21 protein-coding genes and 1 tRNA gene are annotated in these 23,147 nt (G+C 67.1%); 9 read left to right on the forward strand and 13 right to left on the reverse strand.

Translation table 11 applies throughout. From position 1 onward, the window contains the following. Positions 1 to 94 precede the first annotated feature (94 nt). Positions 95 to 1,789, forward strand: coding sequence for a long-chain-fatty-acid--CoA ligase (locus tag IEV67_RS01275; protein ID WP_188434721.1), 1,695 nt, complete (start codon positions 95 to 97; stop codon positions 1,787 to 1,789). On the opposite strand, the gene IEV67_RS01280 is transcribed toward IEV67_RS01275, so the two are convergent. The 3 genes from IEV67_RS01280 to IEV67_RS01290 form a co-directional block, all read right to left on the reverse strand. Then, positions 1,786 to 2,997, reverse strand: coding sequence for a Fic family protein (locus IEV67_RS01280; RefSeq protein ID WP_229702619.1), 1,212 nt, complete (start codon positions 2,995 to 2,997; stop codon positions 1,786 to 1,788). The two genes, IEV67_RS01275 and IEV67_RS01280, sit on opposite strands and share 4 nt — an antisense overlap. A gap of 116 nt (positions 2,998 to 3,113) precedes the next feature. Next, a tRNA-Ser gene (locus IEV67_RS01285) sits at positions 3,114 to 3,203 on the reverse strand. A gap of 55 nt (positions 3,204 to 3,258) precedes the next feature. Next, the gene (locus IEV67_RS01290) at positions 3,259 to 4,305 is read right to left on the reverse strand and encodes a hypothetical protein (RefSeq protein WP_188434722.1); all 1,047 of its coding nucleotides are present in this window, start codon (positions 4,303 to 4,305) and stop codon (positions 3,259 to 3,261) included. 115 nt (positions 4,306 to 4,420) lie between these two features. Here IEV67_RS01290 and IEV67_RS01295 point away from each other — a divergent pair, with 115 nt between their 5' ends. Beyond that, on the forward strand, positions 4,421 to 5,197 hold the full coding sequence (locus IEV67_RS01295; protein WP_188434723.1) for a hypothetical protein: 777 nt from the start codon (positions 4,421 to 4,423) through the stop codon (positions 5,195 to 5,197). Positions 5,198 to 5,380: 183 nt separating this feature from the next. Here the strand turns inward: IEV67_RS01295 and cydC are convergent, their stop codons facing one another. The 4 genes from cydC to IEV67_RS01315 are packed head-to-tail and all read right to left on the reverse strand — an operon-like array spanning position 5,381 to position 11,213. Further along, a complete protein-coding gene (gene cydC / locus IEV67_RS01300; RefSeq protein ID WP_188434724.1) occupies positions 5,381 to 7,018 on the reverse strand; it encodes a thiol reductant ABC exporter subunit CydC in 1,638 nt (545 codons plus the stop codon). Then, a complete protein-coding gene (gene cydD / locus IEV67_RS01305) occupies positions 7,015 to 8,763 on the reverse strand; it encodes a thiol reductant ABC exporter subunit CydD (RefSeq protein WP_188434725.1) in 1,749 nt (582 codons plus the stop codon). Before cydD ends, cydC begins: the two co-directional genes overlap by 4 nt. After that, the gene (gene cydB, locus IEV67_RS01310; protein WP_188434726.1) at positions 8,760 to 9,785 is read right to left on the reverse strand and encodes a cytochrome d ubiquinol oxidase subunit II; all 1,026 of its coding nucleotides are present in this window, start codon (positions 9,783 to 9,785) and stop codon (positions 8,760 to 8,762) included. Before cydB ends, cydD begins: the two co-directional genes overlap by 4 nt. 15 nt (positions 9,786 to 9,800) lie before the next feature. Next, complete coding sequence (locus IEV67_RS01315) at positions 9,801 to 11,213, reverse strand: cytochrome ubiquinol oxidase subunit I (RefSeq protein WP_188434727.1); 1,413 nt, start codon at positions 11,211 to 11,213, stop codon at positions 9,801 to 9,803. Between the two features lie 225 nt (positions 11,214 to 11,438). Here IEV67_RS01315 and radA point away from each other — a divergent pair, with 225 nt between their 5' ends. Beyond that, the gene (gene radA, locus IEV67_RS01320) at positions 11,439 to 12,821 is read left to right on the forward strand and encodes a DNA repair protein RadA (RefSeq protein WP_188434728.1); all 1,383 of its coding nucleotides are present in this window, start codon (positions 11,439 to 11,441) and stop codon (positions 12,819 to 12,821) included. Between the two features lie 20 nt (positions 12,822 to 12,841). On the opposite strand, the gene IEV67_RS01325 is transcribed toward radA, so the two are convergent. The 3 genes from IEV67_RS01325 to IEV67_RS01335 form a co-directional block, all read right to left on the reverse strand. Continuing rightward, positions 12,842 to 13,258: a dehydrogenase gene (locus tag IEV67_RS01325; protein ID WP_188434729.1), complete on the reverse strand. Its 417-nt coding sequence runs from the start codon at positions 13,256 to 13,258 to the stop codon at positions 12,842 to 12,844. Positions 13,259 to 13,543: 285 nt separating this feature from the next. Further along, entirely contained in the window at positions 13,544 to 14,197 is a 654-nt protein-coding gene (locus IEV67_RS01330; protein ID WP_188434730.1) for a hypothetical protein, read from the reverse strand. After that, on the reverse strand, positions 14,197 to 14,697 hold the full coding sequence (locus IEV67_RS01335; RefSeq protein WP_188434731.1) for an amino-acid N-acetyltransferase: 501 nt from the start codon (positions 14,695 to 14,697) through the stop codon (positions 14,197 to 14,199). Before IEV67_RS01335 ends, IEV67_RS01330 begins: the two co-directional genes overlap by 1 nt. Before the next feature lie 83 nt (positions 14,698 to 14,780). Here IEV67_RS01335 and IEV67_RS01340 point away from each other — a divergent pair, with 83 nt between their 5' ends. After that, positions 14,781 to 15,308, forward strand: coding sequence for a MarR family winged helix-turn-helix transcriptional regulator (locus IEV67_RS01340; RefSeq protein ID WP_188434732.1), 528 nt, complete (start codon positions 14,781 to 14,783; stop codon positions 15,306 to 15,308). After that, positions 15,305 to 16,105, forward strand: a complete 801-nt coding sequence (locus IEV67_RS01345) for an SDR family oxidoreductase (protein ID WP_188434733.1) — start codon at positions 15,305 to 15,307, stop codon at positions 16,103 to 16,105. The genes IEV67_RS01340 and IEV67_RS01345 overlap by 4 nt, the downstream gene beginning before the upstream one ends. 59 nt (positions 16,106 to 16,164) lie before the next feature. On the opposite strand, the gene IEV67_RS01350 is transcribed toward IEV67_RS01345, so the two are convergent. Further along, on the reverse strand, positions 16,165 to 18,693 hold the full coding sequence (locus IEV67_RS01350) for an ATP-dependent Clp protease ATP-binding subunit (RefSeq protein ID WP_188434734.1): 2,529 nt from the start codon (positions 18,691 to 18,693) through the stop codon (positions 16,165 to 16,167). Positions 18,694 to 18,826: 133 nt separating this feature from the next. Then, complete coding sequence (locus IEV67_RS01355) at positions 18,827 to 19,144, reverse strand: hypothetical protein (protein ID WP_188434735.1); 318 nt, start codon at positions 19,142 to 19,144, stop codon at positions 18,827 to 18,829. A 151-nt stretch (positions 19,145 to 19,295) separates the two neighbouring features. Between IEV67_RS01355 and IEV67_RS01360 the strand changes: the two genes are divergently transcribed. From IEV67_RS01360 to IEV67_RS01370, 3 genes are read left to right on the forward strand one after another with little or no spacing between them, the layout of a single operon-like run. Continuing rightward, positions 19,296 to 19,916: a hypothetical protein gene (locus tag IEV67_RS01360; protein ID WP_188434736.1), complete on the forward strand. Its 621-nt coding sequence runs from the start codon at positions 19,296 to 19,298 to the stop codon at positions 19,914 to 19,916. Between the two features lie 2 nt (positions 19,917 to 19,918). After that, on the forward strand, positions 19,919 to 20,527 hold the full coding sequence (locus IEV67_RS01365; protein WP_188434737.1) for a hypothetical protein: 609 nt from the start codon (positions 19,919 to 19,921) through the stop codon (positions 20,525 to 20,527). Next, a complete protein-coding gene (locus IEV67_RS01370; RefSeq protein WP_188434738.1) occupies positions 20,524 to 20,763 on the forward strand; it encodes a helix-turn-helix domain-containing protein in 240 nt (79 codons plus the stop codon). The genes IEV67_RS01365 and IEV67_RS01370 overlap by 4 nt, the downstream gene beginning before the upstream one ends. Before the next feature lie 98 nt (positions 20,764 to 20,861). Here the strand turns inward: IEV67_RS01370 and IEV67_RS01375 are convergent, their stop codons facing one another. Then, complete coding sequence (locus IEV67_RS01375; protein ID WP_188434739.1) at positions 20,862 to 22,424, reverse strand: HNH endonuclease signature motif containing protein; 1,563 nt, start codon at positions 22,422 to 22,424, stop codon at positions 20,862 to 20,864. A 356-nt stretch (positions 22,425 to 22,780) separates the two neighbouring features. On the opposite strand from IEV67_RS01375, the gene IEV67_RS01380 reads away from it, so the two are divergent. After that, positions 22,781 to 23,140, forward strand: a complete 360-nt coding sequence (locus IEV67_RS01380) for a hypothetical protein (protein ID WP_188434740.1) — start codon at positions 22,781 to 22,783, stop codon at positions 23,138 to 23,140. Positions 23,141 to 23,147 lie beyond the last annotated feature (7 nt).

The raw sequence follows: 23,147 nt of genomic DNA on the forward strand, positions 1-23,147 counted from the left end.
TCGCCCTCTCACTACTACGTCGAACGAAACAAGCACGGATCGACATCGTCCGAAAGCAATTCCCGAAAGACGGCGTTCCGGGCAGGATGGAACCATGACCATCCACCCTCTCGAATCCCGACCGTGGCTCGATTCCTATGCGGAGGGCGTCCCTGCGGAGATCGAGAAACCGACGCAGACGCTGCCGAAGATGATGTCGGCGAGTGTGAAGGCATTCGGAAGGCGCCCAGCGCTTGAGTTCTTCGGTGCTGTCACGACATATCGGGATCTCGGAGAACAGATCGAACGCGCGGCGGAGGGGTTGCGGCGACTCGGAGTCGGCAAGGGAGATCGAGTCGCCCTGGTGTTGCCCAACTGCCCGCAGCATGTCGTGGCCTTCTACGCGGCGCTCCGCCTCGGTGCGATCGTGGTCGAGCACAATCCGCTCTACACGCCACGCGAGCTGAGGCACCAGTTCGAGGACCACGGTGCGCGCGTCGTGGTCGTCTGGGACAAGGCCGTGGACGTGGTCGACGGCCTTCCCGCAGACCTCAAGGTCGAGCACATCGTGAGCGTCGATATCACGGCCGCGATGCCCTTCTCGAAGCGTCTGGCGCTTCGCCTTCCCGTGTCGAAGGCTCGTGCGTCCAGAGCGAAGTTGACCGGCACTCCCAAAGCACGGCACCTCGTCGCCTGGAAGCAGTTGGTCAGTCACAAGCGGCTCTCCCGGCGCGTGGCCGGGCCGACGCTGAGCGACACGGCTCTATTGCAATACACGAGCGGGACCACGGGCACTCCGAAGGGCGCGATCCTCACCCACTCGAACCTCCGCGCCAATGCGATGCAGGGGCGGGCTTGGGTGCCAGGACTCGTCGATGGCGAGGAGACGTTCTACGCCGTGCTGCCCCTGTTCCACGCGTACGGCATGACGCTCTGCCTGACCTTCGCGATGAGCATCGGGGCGAAGCTCGTCCTCTTCCCGACCTTCGATCTGGGTCTGGTCACCGAGGCCTCGCGGTCGAGCCCGCCCACCTTCCTCCCGGCCGTGCCGCCGATCTACGACGCGCTGGCCCGTGCGGCTTCCCGCGGAACCATCGATCTCTCGACGGTCAGGTTCGCGATATCCGGAGCGATGAGCCTGCCCGTCGCCACAGTGCAGCGTTGGGAGGAGGCGACCGGAGGTCTACTCGTCGAGGGCTACGGCATGACCGAGAGCTCACCGGTCGCGCTCGGCAATCCGATAGGACCGACCCGCCGTCCCGGCACTGTCGGCGTGCCGTTTCCCAGTACGGAGATCCGGGTCGTGGATCCCGGCGATCCCGCCGTCGATATGCCGGCCGGCGAGCGCGGCGAGCTCCTCATCCGAGGCCCGCAGGTCTTCCAGGGGTACTGGGAACGGCCGGGCGACACCGCGGATGCCCTGCTGGCGGACGGCTGGCTCCGCACCGGGGACATCGCCGAAGTCTCCCCCGATGGGTTCGTGACCATCGTCGATCGCCTCAAGGAGCTCATCATCACGGGCGGGTTCAACGTGTCGCCCAGCGAAGTGGAGAACGCTCTGGAGGCGCATCCCGATGTCGTCGGTGCCGCCGTTGTGGGTCTTCCGCGGTCCAGCGGAGGTGAGGAGGTCGCCGCTGCCGTCGTGCTCCGAGAGGGCGCTGCGCTCAATGCGGATGCCCTGCGAGATTTCTGCCGCACCCGGCTCACACCGTACAAGGTGCCTCGCCGCATCGTCGTCATCGACGACCTGCCTCGGTCGCTCATCGGCAAGGTTCTGCGTCGCCAGGTGCGGGAGCGGATGCTCGCTTAGGTCGTCATCGCGACCTGGATGCGGCGGTCGAGATCATCGAGCTCGGCGAGCAGCTCAGCGGCCACCCAGACACGATCGCGCTTGCGGCCGGTGATCTCCTGAATGAACCCGGCGTCGGCGAGCTGTTCTATCGCCAGGTAGGTGGCCTGCGCCGACGCCCCTGATCGCGTTTCGGTCTCCGCTGCGGTCATGACCGGGTGGTCATAGAACGCGGGGATGAGGGCCGCGGCCGCGGAACCGTTCCGAGGTCGCAGCTCCTCCATCCATTCGGCGGGAAAAGCCTTGATACGTGCGATGGATTCTCGTGAGCAGATCGCGGCAGACTTCGTCGATCGTGCGAACAGGTCGATCACCGGCGACGGCTCACCCTTGCGATATTCGCCGAGCGCGGCGAAGTAGTCGTCGCGCTTCGCGAGCAGGCCACTGGCGAGAGGGACTACGGCGTTGCGAGTCACACCTCGGCGGCGGAGCACGGCCGACACCATGGCGCGACCGATGCGACCGTTGCCGTCGGTGAAGGCGTGGATCGACTCGAACTGGGCGTGCCCGATCGCCGCCTGCGTCAGCACGGGGACATCGTCACGGTTGAGGTAGGAGATCAGATCGTGGATCAATGCGGGCACCCGCTCGGGGGCGGGCGGCACGTGCAGGGCGTCTCGAGGAGAGTAGTCGCTTCCGCCGATCCAGTTCTGCATGTCCCGCAGACGCCCGGCGTAGGACGCTTCCGTCGGATCGTCCTGCATCAGCGCGCGGTGCGCCACCAGGAGATCGTCGAGCTCGAAGCGTCCGCGGTCACCGACGACCGTGACCAGGCTGTGCAGCGCGGTGCTCGCGGCCACCATACTGGTCGCCGAGGTGTTCGAGCGGTTGCCGGCGAGAGCCTTGGCGTAGTCAACCGCATCAGCGGTGATGCGTTCGATCTTCGACGACGCGACCGACTCCGTGCGCATCATGAAACGGCTCATCGCCGCCGAGTGACCCTCGGCATCCGTGTCCGCCTGGGCCACGGCGAGCAGAGCCTCCTCAGAGGTGACGACCGTCTTGACGGGCGGGAGGTAGTCCAGCTCCGCGATCATCGGAGGGATCGTCGCGTCGACGAAGCTCAGCATCCGATCTGCTCGTGTGCCTCCGCGCATCTGTTGCCGCCATGGCAGCACTTCGACGTCATGCGCAGGCCATGGCGTACCGAGCCGCTCAGGTGATCCCATACTTGATTATCTCACACGATAATCAAGGTTTGCCGGTGCAACCTTGATTAATTGCACCACTGTTCAAGGTGGCCACGCCACACATGAAGAAACCCCCGATTTCTCGGGGGTTTCCATGGCGGTGACGGTGGGATTTGAACCCACGGTAGGGGTGAACCTACACAACATTTCGAGTGTTGCACCTTCGGCCGCTCGGACACGTCACCGCGGAAGAGTTTACGCGACCCCGGCCCCTCGCGCGAATCGGCGAGTGGCGGGCTCTCACCAGGCTGCAGCGACCTCGGCGTGCGTGCGCAGAATCCCCTCGGTGGTGCCCTCGGGCGCCCGCCCGATACCGCACTCGGTCGCAACGCCGAACGCCTCGGCGACAGCGGATGCCGCAGCGATCCGCCGCAGCGCCCCCTCGACGCCGTCCTCCCGGTGCACGAGCCCCAAGTAGAGCTCGGCGACCGGAGCAAGCGAGGCGAGCGGCGTGAAGTACTCCGCGTCATCGCGCGCGATCGGCACCGGCAGATGCAGCCACGTCAGCTCGCGACCCGATGCCGCGATGACGGCGTTCGCGTAGCGGACGAGAGTGCCGGCATCCGTCGGTTCGAAGAAGTGCTTCTCACCCGCATCGCCGTAGCAGAGGTGCACCCCGGCCTCGACGTCCGCGGGCACGGCGTCGACGAGCACGGCGAGCCGTGCGACCAGCCCGACGAAGGGGTCGCCCTCCCACCAGGCATCCATCACCTTGCCGTATCCCGCGGCATGTTCGATGATCCCCATCTCGCTCGCGACGTCCCACTGCACCGCAAGATCCTCGTGCGGCACCGCAGCCAGGATCTCATCCAGTTCTCGCAGCATCGCCGCCGTGTACACCGGCTCGAACGCCGCACGGTCCTCGCCCGAGAAGAACGACGAGATGATCGCCACCGGCGTCGGCAGCGACACCTGGAAGCGGATGCCGGCCGGCACAGCCCCTTCGTCGCGCAACCGCCTGAACACCGCATATGACTCGATCGCAGCATCCGCATAGCCCAGCGGCGGCGGCACGATATCCGCCGCATCCACACCGTCGGCGATGCGGAGAGGACGCGCATCCAGCCCCGCCTTGAAGGGGATCGGCTGATCGCCCACCCGCTCGATGCCGTCGGCCTGGCCCAGCACGTCGGGCTGGAACATGATCCAGTGGAACCTCTTACCCACCTCGCCGTCGGGGATGCGCTTGAGCCGATCGTCCAGCAGCGCCGCCGCCGTACGCATCGTCGTCTCGGCATCATCGAAATTCACACTGCCCACGAGGAGGGCGCCCTGCGGCTGAGTCATGCCTCCAGGCTATCCGCCCGGGCGGTGCCGGTCGCGGCATCCTGCTTTGTCGGCACCCGCTGGTTAGGATGGCCTTACGAGCGGACGGAGACGCCGGCCCGGAAAGGTTCACCACATGAGCTTCATCACGTCATCGGCGTTGCAGGCGACGGGATACGTCACCCTCGACCGATACGACCAGGCGGCCGACCCTGCAGAGTGGCTGGACCTCGAGTACGTGGGCTGGCGATCTTCCGGCATCACACGATTCGCGCCTCTCGCAAGCTACGCGGGCGACATCGAGTGCAACGGCTTCTGGAACCACACGCCCCCGCGTACCGACAAGGATGGCGTCTGGATCCCGTCGCAGGTCGAGAAGGCGCCGAACCTCGCCCGACGAGCGCAGGAGCCGGGTGCGAACGTCGGCCGGTGCCGCGTGATCGAGCTGCAGCCCAACACGTATGCCGATGCGATCTACAACCTGCACCAGGACGACAACAACCGCATGAACGAGGAAGGCGACGGCTGGGTCGTCCGCGCCTGGTTCAACCTCACCGATGACCCGGACTCGCTTCTCATCCTGCGCGAGGATCGCTTCGACCCGAGCACCGAGGTGCGACTTCCGCTGCCCGCCGGCAGCCGCATCATCGTCGACACACAGCGCTTCTGGCACGCCGTCTGGCATCGTGGCCCCTCGCCGCGCTATTCGCTCATCACGTCATGGACTTCGGGGCCGGAGCTCGACGCGTACATCGAGGCGAACCATGGCGAACAGCATCCGCAGACCGTCGCACTCGATCCGCAGATCATCGACGCGGCTCAGGTCGAGATGCACCGGCGCATCGAGGAACGCCGCAAGGCGTTCGAGGCGCAGGGCATCGTGATGGAGCCGCCCGCCGACCTGTACAGCTGAGGGGCGGCGCCTCGCCGAGCGGGCTGCGAGGTGGCTCCTTTGGCCGCACCGACGCGCGGGATGCGGCATATCGCGACACCTCCCCACGCGCGACAGCCGCGCCGCCCGCCCGAGGTGGTCCCTTTGGCCGCATCCGCACGAGCGATGCGGCATATCGCGACACCTCACGGGACGAACAGGCGCTCAGACCGTGCGGCCCCCTTCGATCCGCACGACCCGGTCCACTGTCCCCTCCGGCGGCTCGACGTGCGAGATGAGCAGCACCGACTGCTCGCCCGCGGCGCCCAGCAGATCACGCAGCAGGGCATCGGATGCGTCGGGATCGACCCCTGCGGTCGGCTCATCCAGCACGAGCACGGGGAATCCGCGCAACAGGGCTCTGGCGAGCGCGATGCGCTGCGCCTGACCGCCAGATACCAGAGCGCCGCGGTCGCCGACGCGCGCATCCAGTCCGCCGCGTTCCCGCACCCACGCGCCGAGGCCGACTCGGTCCAGCACGTCGAGCAGCTCCTCGTCGGTCGCGGTGTCGCGGGCGAACAGCAGATTCTGACGGATGTCCTCGTCGAACAGCTGCGGGCTCTGCTCGCACAGTCCGACGGTACGTCGAAGAGCAGAGCCCGATAGCACCGCGGCATCCGTCCCGCCGATCGCGTACTCGCCCACTGAACGCAGGAAGCCGACCAGCACCGCCGCCAGCGAGCTCTTGCCCGCGCCGCTCGGCCCAGACACGAGCACGCGCTCACCCACAGCGAGATCGAGCGATACTCCGCGCAGCGCCGGTGCGCCACCTGGCCAGGACGCACGTACGTCGCGCAGGTGCAGCGCCGTTCCGGCCGGAACGTCGTCGGTGCCGGCATCCGGTCGGAGCTCCTCCGGCACCGACGACGGCAGCACGTCGACGATCCGCTGGGCGCTCGCCCGCACGCTGCGCCATGACGACGCCGCGATCGGCACGGCGCCGAACACCTCGAAGACCACCATCGGCACGAGAACGACGACCGCGAGCCACGGTCCGTCGATCGCGCCGGTCACCAGGCCTGGTGCTGTGACGGCGAGCGCCCACACCGACGCCACCCCGGCGAGCACCGACACGACACCGGCAGCGACCGCCTGCGCCAGCGACCCGCGGGTGACCGCCCGGCGAAGAGCGCCATCGGCCCGCTCGACGCGCATGCGGGCCTCGGGCTCGGCGCCGTACGCGAGCAGCACGTCGAGACTGCCGAAGTAGTCGACGACGGATGCTGAGAGCTCGGCCCGCAGCGACGAGATCTGCAGCTCGGCCCGCGAACCGAACAGCCAGCCGAGTCCGACCGCGACCAGCGCCGCCACCACGAGGCATACTGCGAGCGTGAGTGCTGCGGGCGGCGACACGAACGCGACGAAGCCGACCGCACCGACGGCGACGACAGCCGTCACGGCAAGCGGCTGCACCACGCGCAGCGGCAGATTCTGCAGGTTCTCGACATCGTCGACGAGCGCGGAGAGCACCTGTCCGCGGTCCGTCTTCCCAAGGCCCGCAGGCGAAAGCGGAATGAGCCTGCGCACCATGTCGGAGCGGGTCGCGGCGAGTTGGCGCAGCGCCGCATCGTGACCCGAGAGCCGCTCCAGGTAGCGGAAGACGGCACGCGAGACCGCGAAGAAGCGCACGCCGACCACCGCGACCGACAGCGGCACCAGGGAATCGACGATCGAGGCGCTGATGATCAGCCAGCCGCTCACCGCGAGCAGTGACACGGCTGCGGCCGCCGACAGCACGCCCCAGATCAGCCCGGGCAGGAATCGCCGCACGGGCGGCTGGGCGAGACGCAGGATGTTCTTCACACGACCACCCCCAGCGCCACGACCTGATCGGCGATTGCGCGCGCGGTGCGGCGGTGTGAGACGAACAGGACCGTGGCGCCGGCATCCGCCCGCTCTCGGAGCGCAGCCCACAGGCGAGCCTCGGTACCGGCATCCAACGCACTCGACGGCTCGTCGAGCGTGAGCACGCGCGCGGGGTCGGCGGCATGCCGATACAGCGCCCGCGCGACGGCGACGCGCTGCGCCTGCCCGCCGGACAGCCCGCTCCCCTGCACTCCGAGTTCCTGGGCCGGGTCAAGATCGGCTGCGCACGCGTCATCGAGGGCTTGGCGGATGCCGTCGGCATCCGGGTCCGGATCGCCCAGCGCCACGCTCGAGGCGATCGTGCCCTGCATGAGTCCCGGCGCCTGGCCGGCCCAGGCGAGCCAGTCGGAGGGGGCGAGGGTGCGGACGTCGCCGCCGGCGAACACCGCGTCGCCCTCGAAGTCCGTCGCACCCCGCAGCGCAGCGAGCAGGCTGGACTTTCCTGAGCCGCTCGGGCCCTCGATCAGCGTGATCGTGCCGGGGCGTGCGGTGAACGAGACCGGCGGGAGGTCGCGGACTCGGAGGTCGGCCACGTGCAGGGTGGCGGCTTCGACCGGGGCGGATTCGACCGGGGTAGCGGCTTCGACTCGCTCCGCTCGCTCACCCCGTTTCGTCTCGCTGCGCTCGCTCAACGACCCGCGGCCGAACCCCTGCGGGTCGTTGAGCGACGGAGCGGAGCGACGGAGACGAAACGGGTTGAGCGAACGAGCCGAAGGCGAGGGAGTCGAAACCTGGCTCCCGCCAGCATCCAGCACATCGAACACGTCTTCGGTCGCCGCCACGCCCTCGGCCGCGGCGTGGAACTGCACCCCGACCTGGCGGATCGGCAGGAACGCCTCGGGCGCGAGCAGCAGCACGAACAGTCCGACCTCGAGCGGCATATCTCCGGCCAGCAACCGGAACCCCACTGTCACGGCGATGAGGGCGACCGCGAGCGATGCGAGCAGCTCCATCGCGAAGCCGGAGAGGAACGAGAACCGCAGCACCTTCATCGTCTCGCGGCGGTACTGATCGGCTGTGGCCTCGATCTGCGTCGCGGCCCGTCGATCGCGGCCGAACAGCCGCAGCGTCGCCAGCCCCTGCACCGTGTCGGCGAAGCGTGCGGCGAGATGCTGCAGCGTCTGCCACTGCTTGCGCTGGACGGTGCGAGTGGCGATGCCGATGAGGATGAGGAACAACGGGATCAGTGGCAGAGTGATTGTCGCCGTCAGCCCGCTCGGCCAGTCCTGCCACCACATCACGAGCACGATCACCGGCGTAGCGATCACGGTCAGTACGAGCTGCGGCAGATACCGCGAGAAGTAGGTGTCCAGCGCCTCCAGCCCATGGCCGGCCGTCACCGCGAGCGAGGCCTGATTGCGCCCGGCCAGCCACCCCGGTCCGAGCCGCCCGACGGCTCTGATCAACCCCGACCGCAGCTGCATGCCGGTGCGCGCCGCGGCGGCCGTGCCTGCGGCATCGGATGCGGCGATCAGCGCCCCCCGCAGCAGCGCGAGCCCGAGCAGCCAGACGAGCGACGCCACAACTGAGCGGCCGGCAAGAACCCCGGTGACGGCATCCGTCAGGAACCACGCGAACGCGATGACGACCACGGTCTGCAGCACGCCGATCACTGCGGCGAGGACGAAGAATCCTCGCGCGGCACCGGCGTACCGCAGCAGCCTCGGATCTACAGGTTTCACGCGTGCGCCGGCGCCCCCTCGATCGATGCGCGAGTGACGCGCTTGCGGAACACCCAGTATGTCCAGCCCTGGTACAGCAGCACCAGGGGCAGTGCCACCAGGGCCGTCCAGCTCATGATCGTCAGCGTGTACGGAGTGCTCGATGCGTTCTCGATCGTGAGGCTGTAGGCCGGGTCGATCGTGGACGGCATCACGTTCGGGAACAGCGCCGCGAACAGCATCACAACCGCGAACAGCGTGGTGGCCGCGCCGAATCCGAACGCCCACCCCTCGCGTCCGCGAAGGTTCGACGCGATCGACAGCACCAACGACAGTGCGGCGAGCGCGGCCAGCACGAGCACCGCGATCGAGAAGTGCGCGGTCACCGTCCACACCAGGAAGACCGCCGCGACGACCAGCGTCACCAGACCTGCGCGGAAGGCGAGGCGCCTGGCATCCGCGCGCAACTGCCCATCGGTCTTGAGCGCGACGAACGTGACGCCGTGCGTGAAAAACAGCAGCAGCGTCACGGCGCCGCCGAGCAGTCCGTACGGGTTCAGCAGATCGAACACCGTGCCGATGTACACGTGCCGCTCGTCCAGTGCGACGCCCTGCACGATGTTCGCGAATGCGACGCCCCAGAGGAACGCCGGCACGGCCGAGCCGATGACGATCATTCGGTCGAAGCCCTGCTTCCACTTCAGCCCGTCGCGCTGGTGCCGGTACTCGAACGAGACGCCGCGCAGGATCAGCGTGAGCAGGATCAGCAGCAGTGGCAGGTAGAAGCCGCTGAACAGCGTGGCGTACCACTCGGGGAACGACGCGAACAGGCAGGCTCCGGCGACGATCAGCCAGGTCTCGTTGAGATCCCACACGGGACCGATCGTGTTGATGATCTGTCGGCGGGTCACGTCGTCGCTGTTCTTACCCACGCCGCCGAGAAACGGCAGCGACATCCCGACGCCGAAGTCGAAGCCGTCGAGCACGAAGTATCCGACGAAGAGGAAGGCGATGATGCCGAACCAGAGTGTTGCAAGATCCATTTCGCATCCTTCCGATCAGTACACGGCCGACGGCGCTGGCGCCGCCTCGTCATGGGTCTCGGTCGTGTCCGGGCCCTTCTGGGCTGCCCGGATGATCAGCTTGACCTCGACGACGGCGAGCGCGGCGTAGATCACGGTGAACGCGATGAGCGAGATCAGCACCTCAAGCCCGGATGTACCGGGAGAGACGCCGTCGCGGGTACTCATGAGCCCGAACACGATCCAGGGCTGGCGCCCCATCTCGGTGAAGACCCAGCCGACGATGTTCGCGAGCAGGGCGAGCGGGTACGACCAGATCGCGAGCTTCCACATCCACTTCGCCGGCGGCTTCTTCGCACCCTTGCGCGTGACCCAGAGTCCGACGAGGGCGATGAACGCGTGCAGCATCCCCAGGCCGATCATCCAGCGGAACGCCCAGTAGGTGATCCAGAGAACCGGTGCGAAGTTGTCGATCCCGAGGTCCGCGTACTGCACGGCATACTCGGCGTTGAGATCGTTGATGCCGTGCACGCAGGCGTCGAGCGTATGCGTCGACAGCAGCGACAGCAGGTACGGCACCCGGATCGAGAACAGCTCCGAACTGCCGTCCGGCGTGCCGAGCGTGAACAGGCTGAACGAGGCGTCCGCACCGCAGACGGTGTCGAAGGTCGCCTCGGCCGCCGCCATCTTCATGGGCTGCGCCGCGTACATGGCGAGCCCCAGCTGGTCGCCGGTGAGCGCCACACCGGCGGTGGACACCAGCATCCCCCACAGGCCGAATTTCAGCGAGATGCGCATGGTGTCGGTGTGCTGGCCGCGCATGAGGTGCCAGGCCGAGACCGAGATGATGACTCCGGCGGCGAACATGAATGCGCCGAAGATCGTGTGCGGGAACGCGGCGAGCGCGACCGGGTTGGTCAGCAGCGCCCAGATGTCGACGAGTTCGGCACGGTTGGTCACCGGGTTGTACTCGTAGCCGACGGGGTTCTGCATGAATGCGTTGGCGGCGATGATGAAGTACGCCGACAGGATGCTGCCGATCGAGACGCACCAGATGGTCGCGAGGTGCAGCTTCTGCGGCAGCTTGTCCCAGCCGAAGATCCACAGTCCGATGAAGGTCGCCTCGAAGAAGAAGGCCAGCAGTCCTTCGAACGCCAGCGGTGCGCCGAAGACATCGCCGACGAAGCGCGAGTAGTCCGACCAGTTCATGCCGAACTGGAACTCCTGCACGATTCCGGTCACGACGCCCATGGCGAAGTTGATGAGGAAGATCTTCCCGAAGAATCGCGTCAGGTGCAGATAGTGGATCTTGCCGGAACGCACCCATGCCGTCTGGAAGATCGCTGCTGCCAGCGCCATGCCGATCGTGAGGGGCACGAACAGGTAGTGGTAGATGGTCGTGAGACCGAACTGCCATCGGGACAGCACCAGTGGATCAAGCCACTCCATCAGAGGACTCCTTCTCTCGAAGGTGCATTGCCTGCACCCGGGAGTGGGCCGGAATCGGCCCGCAGACGAGACGTCGTTGGCGTTGATTCCAGTATCCCGCGCGCCCCATCCCGGCATGGCCGAAAAGGGCCTCAGGGCGATAGGGATGTCGGATGCCGTCGATAGCGGCGAGACATGGCCGACGGCGCGGGCGTCGGTGTCGGATGCCGCGGCTAGCCTGTAGGCATGGCAACCCGTCGTCCCGCTCCTGCTGCTTTCGTGTGCACCGAATGCGGATGGACGACCTCGAAGTGGGTCGGCCGCTGTGGCGAGTGTCAGCAATGGGGCACCGTGCAGGAACAGGCGGCGAAGACCGGCATCCTGCGCCAGATGACACCGCTCGCGCCGGGAGCGGATCGCGCTGCGCGCCCCATCACCCAGATCAGCACGGTCGACACGCCTCGTCGCTCGAGCGGCGTGGGAGAGTTCGACCGGGTTCTCGGCGGCGGCATCGTTCCAGGTGCGGCGATCCTGCTGAGCGGCGAGCCCGGAGTCGGCAAGTCCACTCTGCTGCTCGAGGTCGCGGCCCAGGCTGCGCGCGGCGGTCGCCGGGTGCTCTATGCGAGCGCCGAGGAGTCCCAGGCACAGGTGCGACTGCGCGCCGAGCGCACCGGGGCGCTGCACGACGAGTTGTACCTCGCGAGTGAGACCGACCTCGCCACGATCCTCGGCCACATCGACGAGGTGAAGCCGCAGCTCGTGATCATCGACTCGGTGCAGACCGTGTCATCGTCGCTCTCAGACGGCGCGGCGGGCCAGCCCAGTCAGGTGCGCGAGGTGGCGGCCACCCTGATCCGGGTGGCGAAGGAGCGGAGCCTCCCGATCATCATCGTCGGGCACGTGACCAAGGATGGGCAGGTCGCCGGCCCGCGCATCCTCGAGCACCTCGTCGACGTCGTCTGCCACTTCGAGGGTGATCGGCAGACCGCGCTGCGGTTCATCCGCGCGCTCAAGAACCGCTTCGGCCCCACCGATGAGGTCGGCTGCTTCGAGATGACCGGCGACGGCATCGCCGAGGTGCCAGACCCGAGCGGGCTGTTCCTCGGACATGGTTCGACCGAGCCTGGCACCTGTGTCGCGATCTCGATGGAGGGTCGCCGAGCCCTGCCCGTCGAGGTGCAGGCACTCACGGTCGAATCCACCGCACCCAATCCCCGTCGCGTGGTGTCTGGGCTGGATTCGGCACGTGTGGCGATGGTGCTGGCGATCGTCGAGAAGCGCGGTCGCATCCCCACCGGAAAGCTCGACGTCTACGTGTCCACCGTCGGCGGCGTGCGGTTCACAGAGCCCGCGGCAGACCTCGCGATCGCGATCGCTGTGGCAGGTTCGATCCAGCAGTTCTCGGTGCCGCGCACGATCGCGGCGGTCGGTGAACTCAGCCTCGCCGGCGAGGTGCGCGCGGTGACCCAGGCGGCGCAGCGGCGCTCCGAGGCGAAGAGACTCGGATACGACCAGGTCTTCGATGAGCGCTCGAAATCGCTGGATGCCGCGCTGAATGACGTGAAGTCACGCAGTCGGTCGTCGCATCCCGCGAAGCCGCGCCGCGAAGTCGACGCCCCGCCGTTCTGAGTCGAGGCTTCGATGCCCTGTCAGGCGTCGAGTGCGGCCAGCAGCTCGTCCGGCGACGCCTGCATCGGATGCGGCCCCGCGATGTCCAGGAACACCGTGGTGATCGTGTCGCGGTGCGTGGTCAAGAATCCGTGCAGCCACTGCGGCGAGTAGATGCCGACGCCAGGAGGCAGATTCGCTGGCTTGTTCTTGGCGTCGCTGAACAGCAGAAGCGCGACGTCCCCGGTAGTCGCATCGCGGTAGGTCCAGACCTCGCCACCGTCGAGCGGGTTGTCACGGTCGCCTGACCTCAGCAACGGCACGACCGTCGTACCGTGGCGCAGCGCAAGCGCCACGGCTGCCATGTCCTGCTTCTCGAGCGCCTGCGCGAGCGCTTCGGAGCGGAACTCCTCCGGCGCGGGCTTCCTGCCCGCACCCTTCGACTTCTTCGCTGCCATGCATCCAGCCTAGAGACTGATCACGATGGGCCGAGTCGGAAGCGAGGGAAACGATTGGGGCCCTCTCGAGTAGTCCAGTGGGGACTGGAGTACTCGAAAGGGCCCTCGAACTCTCGAACGGTGAAATGTCGAAGCGCTGGGGACGCTGTGAACGACGCCACTGGGGATGGCTTGCACCGAAGATCTCGAGAGCTGTTCCAATGGTATCCCAAAGTCACGCGGTCTGTCTGCATGGGTTGCGCGAAACGCGGTCAGCGCCGCCGCGTCCCAAGTCGACACGCGTACTCAATAGAGCAGGATCTGGCGTGTCTCGACGCCCTCGAAGCCGCCGATCGACACCGCCACGTGATACGAGGCTCCGCCACCCGGCGCGCGCGGACGGTTCTCCTGATCGCACGTCGCGACGTCGGAGCGCGTGCGGTCCCACTGCACCGGCGTGGCGCTCGTCACCGTCTGCCCCGCCGCGAGCGTGACGACCATGCTGCTGGGGCTCTCCTGGCAATCCGTGGAGCGCCACCACGTGTCGCTGCCGCTGGCCACGGTGAACACCTGAGTCGTCGAGCCGACATCGATCGTGCAGTCCGCATCCCCCTTGTTCGTCAGCGAGATCGAGAGCTGAGGGAGCACGCCCGAGGGATAGGTGTCGGCATCCGTGACCGCTTCGACGGTGACATCGCGCGCTTGGCACGGCGCTGCGGTCGCAGGCTCGTCGGAGGTCGGTTCCGGCGAGGGGGTGTCCGTCGCCGTCGGTGTCGAGGTCGGGGTGGATGCCGGCGTGGACGTGGACGTGGGCGCAGGTTCTGCCCCGGCATCCGCCCACGGCTGTGCGATGGCGAGCCAGACGCCGGCAGCGATCGCCGCGACCAGCAGGATCAGGCCACCGAAGAAGACGAGTCGCCGCCGCCGGTAGACGGCCGCTGTCCTGGGGCGCCCGCTCATCACAGGTTCTTCAGCATGCGCGTGTTGCCGAGGGTGTTCGGCTTCACGTGCGCGAGATCGAGGAACTCCGCGACACCCTCGTCGGGGCTGCGCAGCAGTTGCGAATAGACATCCGGATCGACGACCTGCTCGCCGATCTGCGAGAACCCGCGGCGGGTGAAGAAGTCGACCTCGAACGTGAGGCAGAACAGTCGCCGCAGGCCCAGCGCGATCGCGCGCTCCTCGAGCCCCTCGACCAGGGCACGCCCGACGCCGTGGTGCAGCCAGTCGTCGCGCACGATCAGGGTGCGCACCTCGCCGAGGTCCTCCCACATGACGTGCAGCGCACCGCATCCGATGAGTTCGCCGTCACGCTCGGCGACGACGAACTCCTGTACGTATCCGTAGAGCACCGCGAGATCCTTGCCGAGCAGGATGCGTCGCTCGACCAGCGGCTCCAGCAATCGATGGATGCCGAGGATGTCGGCGCTGCGCGCCGGGCGGACGGTGTACTCGCTCACGTGTCCAGCCTAAGCTCGCGGCGCCTCATGCCCTGTATTCGCATACTGGTTGCCGCAGGCAACTATCGGAGTAGAATGAGGTCGTGCCCACTGATCCGAAGTCTCCGTCCGCAGCGCTGCTGGCGTCTCTCACGCACCTCATGACCAACTGGGCATCCACTCGCACTCAGGCTGCGGTCGCCGAGGCGGCGGGCGTCGAAATGGATCCGATCGACCTTCCCCCGCTGTACGTGCTCGGACTTCTCGGGCCGTCCCGCGCAGGAGATCTCGCCGCTGCGATGCACGTGACCCGGCCGACGATGAGCAAACAGCTCGCGCGCCTCGAGCGTGCGGGTCTCATCGAGCGACACGTCGATTCAACCGACGGCAGAGTGACCATCATCGATCTCTCCTCGAGCGGCGCCGCCGCACACGAACTTCTCGTCGCACGCGGCGTCGAGATGCTCGACGAGGCGATCGCGGACTGGGACGATGCCGACGCCGCCCGGTTCGCCACCCAACTCAGTCGATTCGTCGATGCGCTGAGCACCAGCACCGACCCAGCCGTTCACACACCCGTGGACGCAACCATGCGGCCGTCACAACGGCCGCGAAACGGAGGAACCCCATGACCCGCACCTATGTCGTGACCGGATCCGCTTCCGGCATCGGAGCGACCACCGCTCAGCTGCTGCGCGACCGCGGCGAGCGAGTGATCGGCATCGATCTGAACAACGCCGATGTCGAGGCAGACCTGTCCGCTCCCGAAGGACGCACCGCCGCAGCAGCGAAGGCGATCGAGATCGCAGACGGCATCATCGACGGCGTGATCGCGTGCGCCGGAATCTCGGCTCCCATCCCGAAGACGATCTCGGTCAATTACTTCGGCGTCACCGAGCTGCTCGAGCAGTTGCGCCCGGCACTGGCGAAATCCGAAGCGCCGCGCGCGGCGGTCGTCTCCTCCATGGCGTCGTTGCAGCGCCACTCGGCCGAGATGGTCGACGCCGCCCTCGACGGCGATGAGGCGAAGGCTCTCGAGATCGGTGCGGAGCTGTCCGCACAGGGACCTCAGGTCGGATACCTCGTGTACCCGTCGTCGAAGCGTGCTCTGTCGCGCTGGGTGCGCCGCCAGTCGATCTCTCCCGAATGGGCCGGTAACGGCATCCCACTGAACGCCGTCGCCCCCGGCACCGTGCTGACGCCGATGACCCAGAAACTTCTCGAGACCGAAGAGAGCCGCGCGATGGTCGACGCGAACGTTCCGATGCCGCTGAACTACCACCAGCCGCCGGAGTCGATCGCGAACCTGCTCATCTGGCTGACGAGCGTAGAGAACACCCACATGGCCGGCCAGGTCATCTACGACGACGGCGGCGCCGAGGTGTCGTTGCGCGGAGACGACGTCTGGTCGTGGGCTGACAAGAAGTAGTCGCAGATACGAGAACGGGCGGATGCCGAAGCATCCGCCCGTTCGTCGTCTATGGGGGCCTACTCGCCGGAAGCCGCCGCCAGGTCGGGGCTCGAGGTGATCGCGCCACCGGTGTTGATGCCGACCGAGACCTTCTCGCCGCGCGGGGCGGTCTCGAACTGGAACTTGCCGTCCTCAGCATCCACCTTCACGTGGTCGCCGGGGTTGAGCTCGCCGTGGAGGATCTTCTCCGACAGCTGATCCTCGATCTCGCGCTGCATCGCACGACGCAGCGGGCGAGCGCCGAGCGCTGGGTCGAAGCCGATCTCGATGAGACGCTCCTTGGCCGACTGCGACAGCTCCACCGTCATGTCGCGGTCGAGCAGACGGTCGCTGAGGCGCTTGACGAACAGATCGACGATCTGCACGAGCTCGGGCTTGGACAGCTGCGGGAAGACGATGACGTCGTCGACGCGGTTGAGGAACTCGGGCTTGAAGTGCCGCTTGAGCTCTTCGTCGACCTTGCCCTTCATCCGCTCGTAGCTGGTCTGCGCGTTGCCCTCGATCTGGAAGCCCACCGGGCCTCCGGCGATCGCGGACGAACCGAGGTTGGTCGTCATGATGATGACCGTGTTCTTGAAGTCCACGACCCGACCCTGACCGTCGGTGAGCCGACCCTCTTCGAGGATCTGCAGCAGCGAGTTGAAGATGTCGGGGTGCGCCTTCTCGATCTCGTCGAACAGCACGACGCTGAACGGCTTGCGGCGCACCTTCTCGGTGAGCTGGCCACCCTCTTCGAAGCCGACGAACCCGGGAGGGGCACCGAACAGCCGCGAGACGGTGTGCTTCTCGCCGAACTCGCTCATGTCGAGCGAGATCAGGGCGCCTTCGTCATCGAACAGGAATTCGGCGAGCGCCTTGGCGAGCTCGGTCTTTCCGACACCGGTCGGGCCGGCGAAGATGAACGAGCCCGAGGGGCGCTTCGGGTCCTTCAGACCCGCACGCTGGCGACGGATCGTGCGGGAGAGCGCCGCGATGGCCTCTTCCTGCCCGACGACGCGCTGGTGCAGCGCCTTCTCCATGAAGACGAGTCGGCTCGACTCCTCTTCGGTGAGCTTGAACACCGGGATGCCGGTGGCCTGAGCGAGGACCTCGGCGATCAGGCCCTCGTCGACCACTGCTGCGGTCGCGACGTCACCGGAACGCCACTGCTTCTCGAGGCGCAGGCGCTCGGCGAGCAGGCTCTTCTCCTCATCGCGCAGGGAAGCGGCCTTCTCGAAGTCCTGCTCCTCGGATGCTGCTTCCTTCTGCTCGCGCACGGCGGCGATCTTGTCGTCGAATTCGCGCAGCTCGGGCGGGCTGGACAGGATCGACAGGCGCAGGCGGGCGCCGGCCTCATCGATCAGGTCGATGGCCTTGTCCGGGAGGAACCGGTCGGCGACGTAGCGGTCGGCGAGGTTGGATGCCGCGACGATCGCGCCGTCGGTGATCTGCACCTTGTGGTGCGCCTCGTAGCGGTCGCGCAGTCCCTTGAGGATGTTGATCGTGTGGGGCAGGCTCGGCTCGGCGACCTGGATCGACTGGAAGCGGCGCTCGAGCGCAGCATCCTTCTCGAAGTGCTTGCGGTACTCGTCGAGCGTCGTCGCACCGATCGTCTGCAGCTCGCCGCGGGCGAGGAGAGGCTTCAGGATGCTGGCCGCGTCGATCGCGCCCTCTGCGGCACCCGCACCCACGAGGGTGTGGATCTCGTCGATGAAGACGATGATGTCGCCGCGTGTGCGGATCTCCTTGGTGACCTTCTTCAGGCGCTCCTCGAAGTCACCGCGGTAACGGGAACCGGCGATGAGCGAGCCGAGGTCGAGCGAGTAGAGCTGCTTGTCCTTCAGCGTCTCGGGCACATCGCCCTTGACGATCGCCTGGGCGAGGCCCTCGACGACGGCGGTCTTGCCGACGCCAGGCTCCCCGATCAGGACGGGGTTGTTCTTGGAGCGGCGGGAGAGGATCTGCATGACCCGCTCGATCTCCTTCTCGCGCCCGATCACCGGGTCGAGCTTGTTGTCCCGGGCAGCCTGGGTGAGGTTGCGGCCGAACTGGTCGAGCACGGCGGATCCGCCCTGGGCGGCCTGCTGGCTGTCGTTCGTGGTCGCGCCGACGGCGGCGGGCTCGCGGCCAGGAGCACCGGAGAGCAACTGGATGACCTGCTGGCGCACCTTGTTCAGGTCGGCGCCCAGCTTGACGAGCACCTGAGCGGCGACGCCTTCACCCTCGCGGATGAGGCCGAGCAGGATGTGCTCGGTGCCGATGTAGTTGTGGCCGAGCTGCAGCGCTTCGCGCAGGCTCAGCTCGAGCACCTTCTTGGCGCGCGGCGTGAACGGGATGTGGCCGGTCGGCTGCTGCTGGCCCTGGCCGATGATGTCCTGCACCTGCTCGCGGACGGCGTCGAGGGAGATGCCGAGCGACTCCAGGGCCTTGGCTGCGACGCCTTCGCCCTCGTGGATGAGGCCGAGCAGGATGTGCTCGGTGCCGATGTAGTTGTGGTTGAGCATCTTCGCCTCTTCTTGGGCGAGGACGACGACACGACGGGCACGGTCTGTGAATCTCTCGAACATTGTCAACTCCTTGGTTCGCACGGGGCGAATGCACTGACGCCAGACGGCTCTTCAGCGCCTGTATATCGAGAGTAACGACCGCGCCGGTCGGGCAAGGCCGTGTTCGCCGTCGGCATAGCGCGCCGCTGCGTACTCACGCCGAGCTGAGCAGCACGACCGCGACGCCCGCTGCAGCGAGCCCGACGGCGCGACGGAGGGTGAGGCACTCGTGCAGCACGAAGATGCCGAGCAGCACCGGAATCGCCGGGTACAGAGAGGCCAATGTCACGGCGATGGCGAGCAGCTGCTCCCTGGTCGCCAACAGGTAGAGGGTGAGCCCGAGCGCTGCGCCGGCGCCGATGAGTGCAGCCTTCGCCGTGTCCGCGGCTCTGACGGGGCCGACATTCTTGGCCATGACCAGCACCGGCGTGAGTACGAGGGCGGCGGCGACGGCTGAAGCGAGCGCGAGCACTCGTCGACTCTCCCTCGCCCGCGACTTCTCGAACAGGGCGTGTCGCCGGAAGCGCCGGTGGACTAATGTTCCCGCCCGGGGTTGACGGCATTATCGACAGTCGTTATGTTAACGGAAGTCGATAACAACGATATTCGATATGGAGGATCACATGGACACGCGCAATGGACGCCCATCGATGGTCGAAGGCGTGACTCTCGGACTGGTCGCGACTGGCGCCGTGAGCATCGGAGTCGCATCCGTCGTCGGCGCAGTGGGCGCGGGGATCGAGATCTTCGGGTCGCCGGTTCCGGTGAGCCTGCCGGTCGACGGCGCGGAGATGACTTCGCTCTCAGATGCCGACGGCATCGCCGCTGCGGAGTACACGCAGTCGCTGGTGTCGTTCGAGACGCTGGATGCGGGAACCCGCTGGCTGCTGCTCGCAGAGATCGCGCTGCCGGCGCTCGCGACGGTCATCGTGTGCGCGGCGCTGTGGTGGCTGGGGCTGTCGTTGATCCGGCAGCGGGCGTTCCGCAAGTCGATGGTTCCTGTTCTGGCGACGGCGGCGTTCGCACTCGTCGTGACGGGCATGATCGGTCCGCTGTTCGGTGCGATTGCTCGTGCTCAGGTGGTCGACCAGCTCACGGCATCCGGCGCCGACACGGGTGGATTCTGGATGTTCCTGTTCGAGTTGAACCCGGCCTCGATCGGCTGGGGCATCGCTCTGGCACTCGTGGCGACCGCGTTCGAAGTCGGTCAGCGGATGCAGCGCGACACGGCAGGGTTGGTGTGACGATGGCTCGCACTCCCGAACTCCAGGCTCGGCGCGACCGCAGCGACCTCGTGACCGGCATCATCGTCGGCGCACTCGTGATCGCATTCCTGCTGTTCCGCGGCGCGAACGCCGTCGCATCCCTCTTCGCAACGCCGGGCGCCGTCACCGTCGACGCCCCCATTCCAGCTCAGGTGATCTCGACCGGGCTGGGCGAGGGGGCGGAGGCGACGATCACGAGCGGCACCCTCGTCGTCGCTGATGTCAGCACCATCAGCGTGGTCTGTCTCGTGCTCGCCATCGTGCTCAGCACTTTGGGGCTCGTCGCGGCAGCTGCTCTCGGTGTGTGGAGCTGCATCCGGATGCTGCGCGGGAGGGTCTTCGACCAGGTGAACGTGCGGCTGCTGTTCGGCTTGTCGATGAGTCTTCTGATCGCCTGGGCGGGAGAGTACTGGTTCCGAAACATGGGACTCAACGGCGTCTTCGCCGCGCTGGACGATGAGTTCCGCGGCCAGACCGCACTCAACCTTGCGGGCATCTCGCTCGCGGTCGCGGCGGTCGCCGTCGGTGTGCTGGTGCTCGTCTTCCGTCGAGGCGCGGCGCTGCAAAAGGATGCGGAGGGGCTCGTATGACTCCGGCGACCTCCGAAGAGGAGGACACCGGCATCCACTGCCGGCTCGATGAGTTGCTCGCGGAACGTGGGATGACGCTGACCGAGTTGAGCGCGAGGGTCGGGGTGAGCATCGTGAACCTCTCTGTTCTGAAGAACGACCGGGCGCGGGCGATCAGGTACTCCACGTTGCGGGCGATCTGCGACGTGCTCGGGTGCGAGGTCGGCGAGCTGCTGGTGCTCGCTGAACAGCGATAGGGACGCACTATCGCTATTTCGCGATGGCACACCACAGAAGCGTTGGCCGCGCATTCGACCGGGCTCTTCGGAATAGCTCTGCGAGCGATCCGCCCGCCTCAGGCGGCGGGCCAGAATCGCTTCTCGGGTGGGTCGATCCCGCCCCAGGCATAGGACAGCGCCGCTCGTCGATGCAGCACGAATTGCTCTCCGTCGCGGTGATGCAGGAGGAAGTCACCTCTGCCGTTGCGGGTGATCCGCCACCGGCCGTGATGCAGGTTCATGTGGTGAAAACGACATAGCAGGATGCCGCGGTCGATGTCGGTGCGCCCCGCATCCGCTTCCCACTCGTCGATGTGGTGCGCTTCGCAGTATGACGCGGGCCGATCACAGCCCTTCCAGCGGCACCCGCCGTCGCGAAGTGCGAGCGCGATGCGCTGCTTCGGTGTGAACAGGCGCTGCTCACGCCCGACGTCGAGGGGATTGCCGCAAGAGTCGACGGTCACTGGAGTGACCCCGCTCTCGCACATGCGCTGCGCGACCGCGCCGTTGGGCATCGCGAGGAGTCCATCCTCGGTGTGCGCGACCGGCGCGAATGCTCCACCTGCTCCGACGACCTGGACGAGTCGCACTCCCGCCTGGCGCGTGCCGAACACACTCTCGGCATCGGCGAGGACACCGGCACGGAGCACGTCCATGAGCAAGTCGTACGCGAGTTGGTCATTGGTGCGCGGGTCATCAGCGAGATCTGCAGCGCGAGCCTTCTCCTCAGAGTCGACGAATCGCGGGCCACCGCGCCGAGGGCGCAGAGCGGCGTCGAACATCGCCGCGAGGAACGCACCACCCTCGTCGTCGCACGCCATGCTCGCGCGCAGCACGCCGTCGGCATCGCGGTACGTGCGGAACATCCGCTTCTCGTGCCTGGCCAGGAATCGCGCCTCGGCTCCTTCGGCGTCGAGCAGATCGCGGATCATGCGGGCCGCCGCGCCCAGTTCTTCAACAGTGCGTTCTGTCGCCTCCGCGATGAGCTGTTCGCAAGCCTGCGACCAAGCCTCGCGGTTCGCCGCTTCGACCGCAGCGAGCTCCGCGGTTGGCAACGCGTCGTCAGGTGCCGGTGGCGCCCCCAGGCCGCGCCGGATCGCGTCGTACTGTGCCGTCGTCAGCGCCCCGGTCTGCAGTGCGATGCGCAGCGGCTCATGCCAAGGCGCGGGCTTTCCCGCATCACAACCGGCATCCTCACCATTGCGACCGGCGTCCGCGTCAGCATCCGCTTCGTCGGCCTCACCGGCGCCTCCCGAATCGCCCTCGGCACCCGTTCCTCCGGCGCCAGAGGCCCCCGCGCCCTCGAGCAATCCCTGCCCCACGCGAACGTCGCGCGCGGCCTCACCCTTCGTCGACCCGGTGAGTTCTTGCACAAGGCTCGCGGACGATCGATGCCCTTGCGACTGCGCCAATCCGGAGTGCCCAGAGGCACGCGTCGACCTGTCTCCGATGATGCCCGCAGCCACGACTCGGATCTGGTCCGCTGCTCGTGACACTTTCGCTGATTCCCGCAGGACGGCGAGGATCTCGGCATCCGCCATCTCCACCATCCGTGTTGTCGCCTGCTCGAGGTCGGCACCCTCGCCGAGCCGCTCACCCAGCGTGGGGATGAGCGATGCAACGTCGGTGAAAACTGCCATAGTTCATACTCTCAGTGACTACTGACATTCGAAACTAAATACGCACTTCTGTGGATAACTCGCTCCAGATCCGCCTGAACCGCGACGCGAGGTGAGCGTGATGGCGGCATCGATCCGCTCAGGGAACCAGCCTCGAACCATACGAAGCACCACTCTGTGCCAAATAACGCAAGCGCCCGGCGAAAGAGTGAACACCGCACTTTCGGTCGACATCGGACATGTTCAACCCGGAATCACAAGCCGCTCAGCGACAAACCGGTTAGCGCCTCGCGACAGCGGAGTTCGCCGGCGCCACGGGCATCCCTCCCCATCGGGACGGCCCTCCCGATAACACTCGACTGCGTAGGCTCGAGATCATGAACATCGACCGGAACCTGCGCTCCCGCATCCTCATGACCCTCCCGATCGCGGCCGTGGCACTCTCGCTCGCGGCCTGCGCCGGCGGGCCGGGCGGCGGCTCCGGCGGATCGGACCGCCCCTCAGCCGACGAACTCAGCACCGGCATCACGAAGATCCTCGAAGACAGCGGGCAGAGCGACCTGCTCACCGCGGACCAGGTCGACTGCATCGCCGGAGAGTTCCTCGACTCCGAAGTCTCCGATCAGGACCTCAAGAACATGGCCGGCGGAGAAGATCTGCAGACTTCCGAGGAGGCGAAGCAGCTCGTGACGACGACCATGCAGGAGGCCGTCACCACCTGCGCGGCCACCGAGTGACCTCGCG

It is taken from the genome of Microbacterium murale, assembly GCF_014635185.1.
GTDB classification, from domain to species: domain Bacteria; phylum Actinomycetota; class Actinomycetes; order Actinomycetales; family Microbacteriaceae; genus Microbacterium; species Microbacterium murale.

Coding starts and splice junctions, on each gene's coding strand:
- IEV67_RS01275 (WP_188434721.1), top strand. CDS start 95: ATGACCATCCACCCTCTCGAATCCCGACCGTGGCTCGATTCCTATGCG.
- IEV67_RS01280 (WP_229702619.1), bottom strand. CDS start 2,997: ATGGGATCACCTGAGCGGCTCGGTACGCCATGGCCTGCGCATGACGTC.
- IEV67_RS01290 (WP_188434722.1), bottom strand. CDS start 4,305: ATGACTCAGCCGCAGGGCGCCCTCCTCGTGGGCAGTGTGAATTTCGAT.
- IEV67_RS01295 (WP_188434723.1), top strand. CDS start 4,421: ATGAGCTTCATCACGTCATCGGCGTTGCAGGCGACGGGATACGTCACC.
- cydB (WP_188434726.1), bottom strand. CDS start 9,785: ATGGATCTTGCAACACTCTGGTTCGGCATCATCGCCTTCCTCTTCGTC.
- IEV67_RS01315 (WP_188434727.1), bottom strand. CDS start 11,213: ATGGAGTGGCTTGATCCACTGGTGCTGTCCCGATGGCAGTTCGGTCTC.
- radA (WP_188434728.1), top strand. CDS start 11,439: ATGGCAACCCGTCGTCCCGCTCCTGCTGCTTTCGTGTGCACCGAATGC.
- IEV67_RS01325 (WP_188434729.1), bottom strand. CDS start 13,258: ATGGCAGCGAAGAAGTCGAAGGGTGCGGGCAGGAAGCCCGCGCCGGAG.
- IEV67_RS01330 (WP_188434730.1), bottom strand. CDS start 14,197: ATGAGCGGGCGCCCCAGGACAGCGGCCGTCTACCGGCGGCGGCGACTC.
- IEV67_RS01345 (WP_188434733.1), top strand. CDS start 15,305: ATGACCCGCACCTATGTCGTGACCGGATCCGCTTCCGGCATCGGAGCG.
- IEV67_RS01350 (WP_188434734.1), bottom strand. CDS start 18,693: ATGTTCGAGAGATTCACAGACCGTGCCCGTCGTGTCGTCGTCCTCGCC.
- IEV67_RS01360 (WP_188434736.1), top strand. CDS start 19,296: ATGGACACGCGCAATGGACGCCCATCGATGGTCGAAGGCGTGACTCTC.
- IEV67_RS01365 (WP_188434737.1), top strand. CDS start 19,919: ATGGCTCGCACTCCCGAACTCCAGGCTCGGCGCGACCGCAGCGACCTC.
- IEV67_RS01370 (WP_188434738.1), top strand. CDS start 20,524: ATGACTCCGGCGACCTCCGAAGAGGAGGACACCGGCATCCACTGCCGG.
- IEV67_RS01375 (WP_188434739.1), bottom strand. CDS start 22,424: ATGGCAGTTTTCACCGACGTTGCATCGCTCATCCCCACGCTGGGTGAG.
- IEV67_RS01380 (WP_188434740.1), top strand. CDS start 22,781: ATGAACATCGACCGGAACCTGCGCTCCCGCATCCTCATGACCCTCCCG.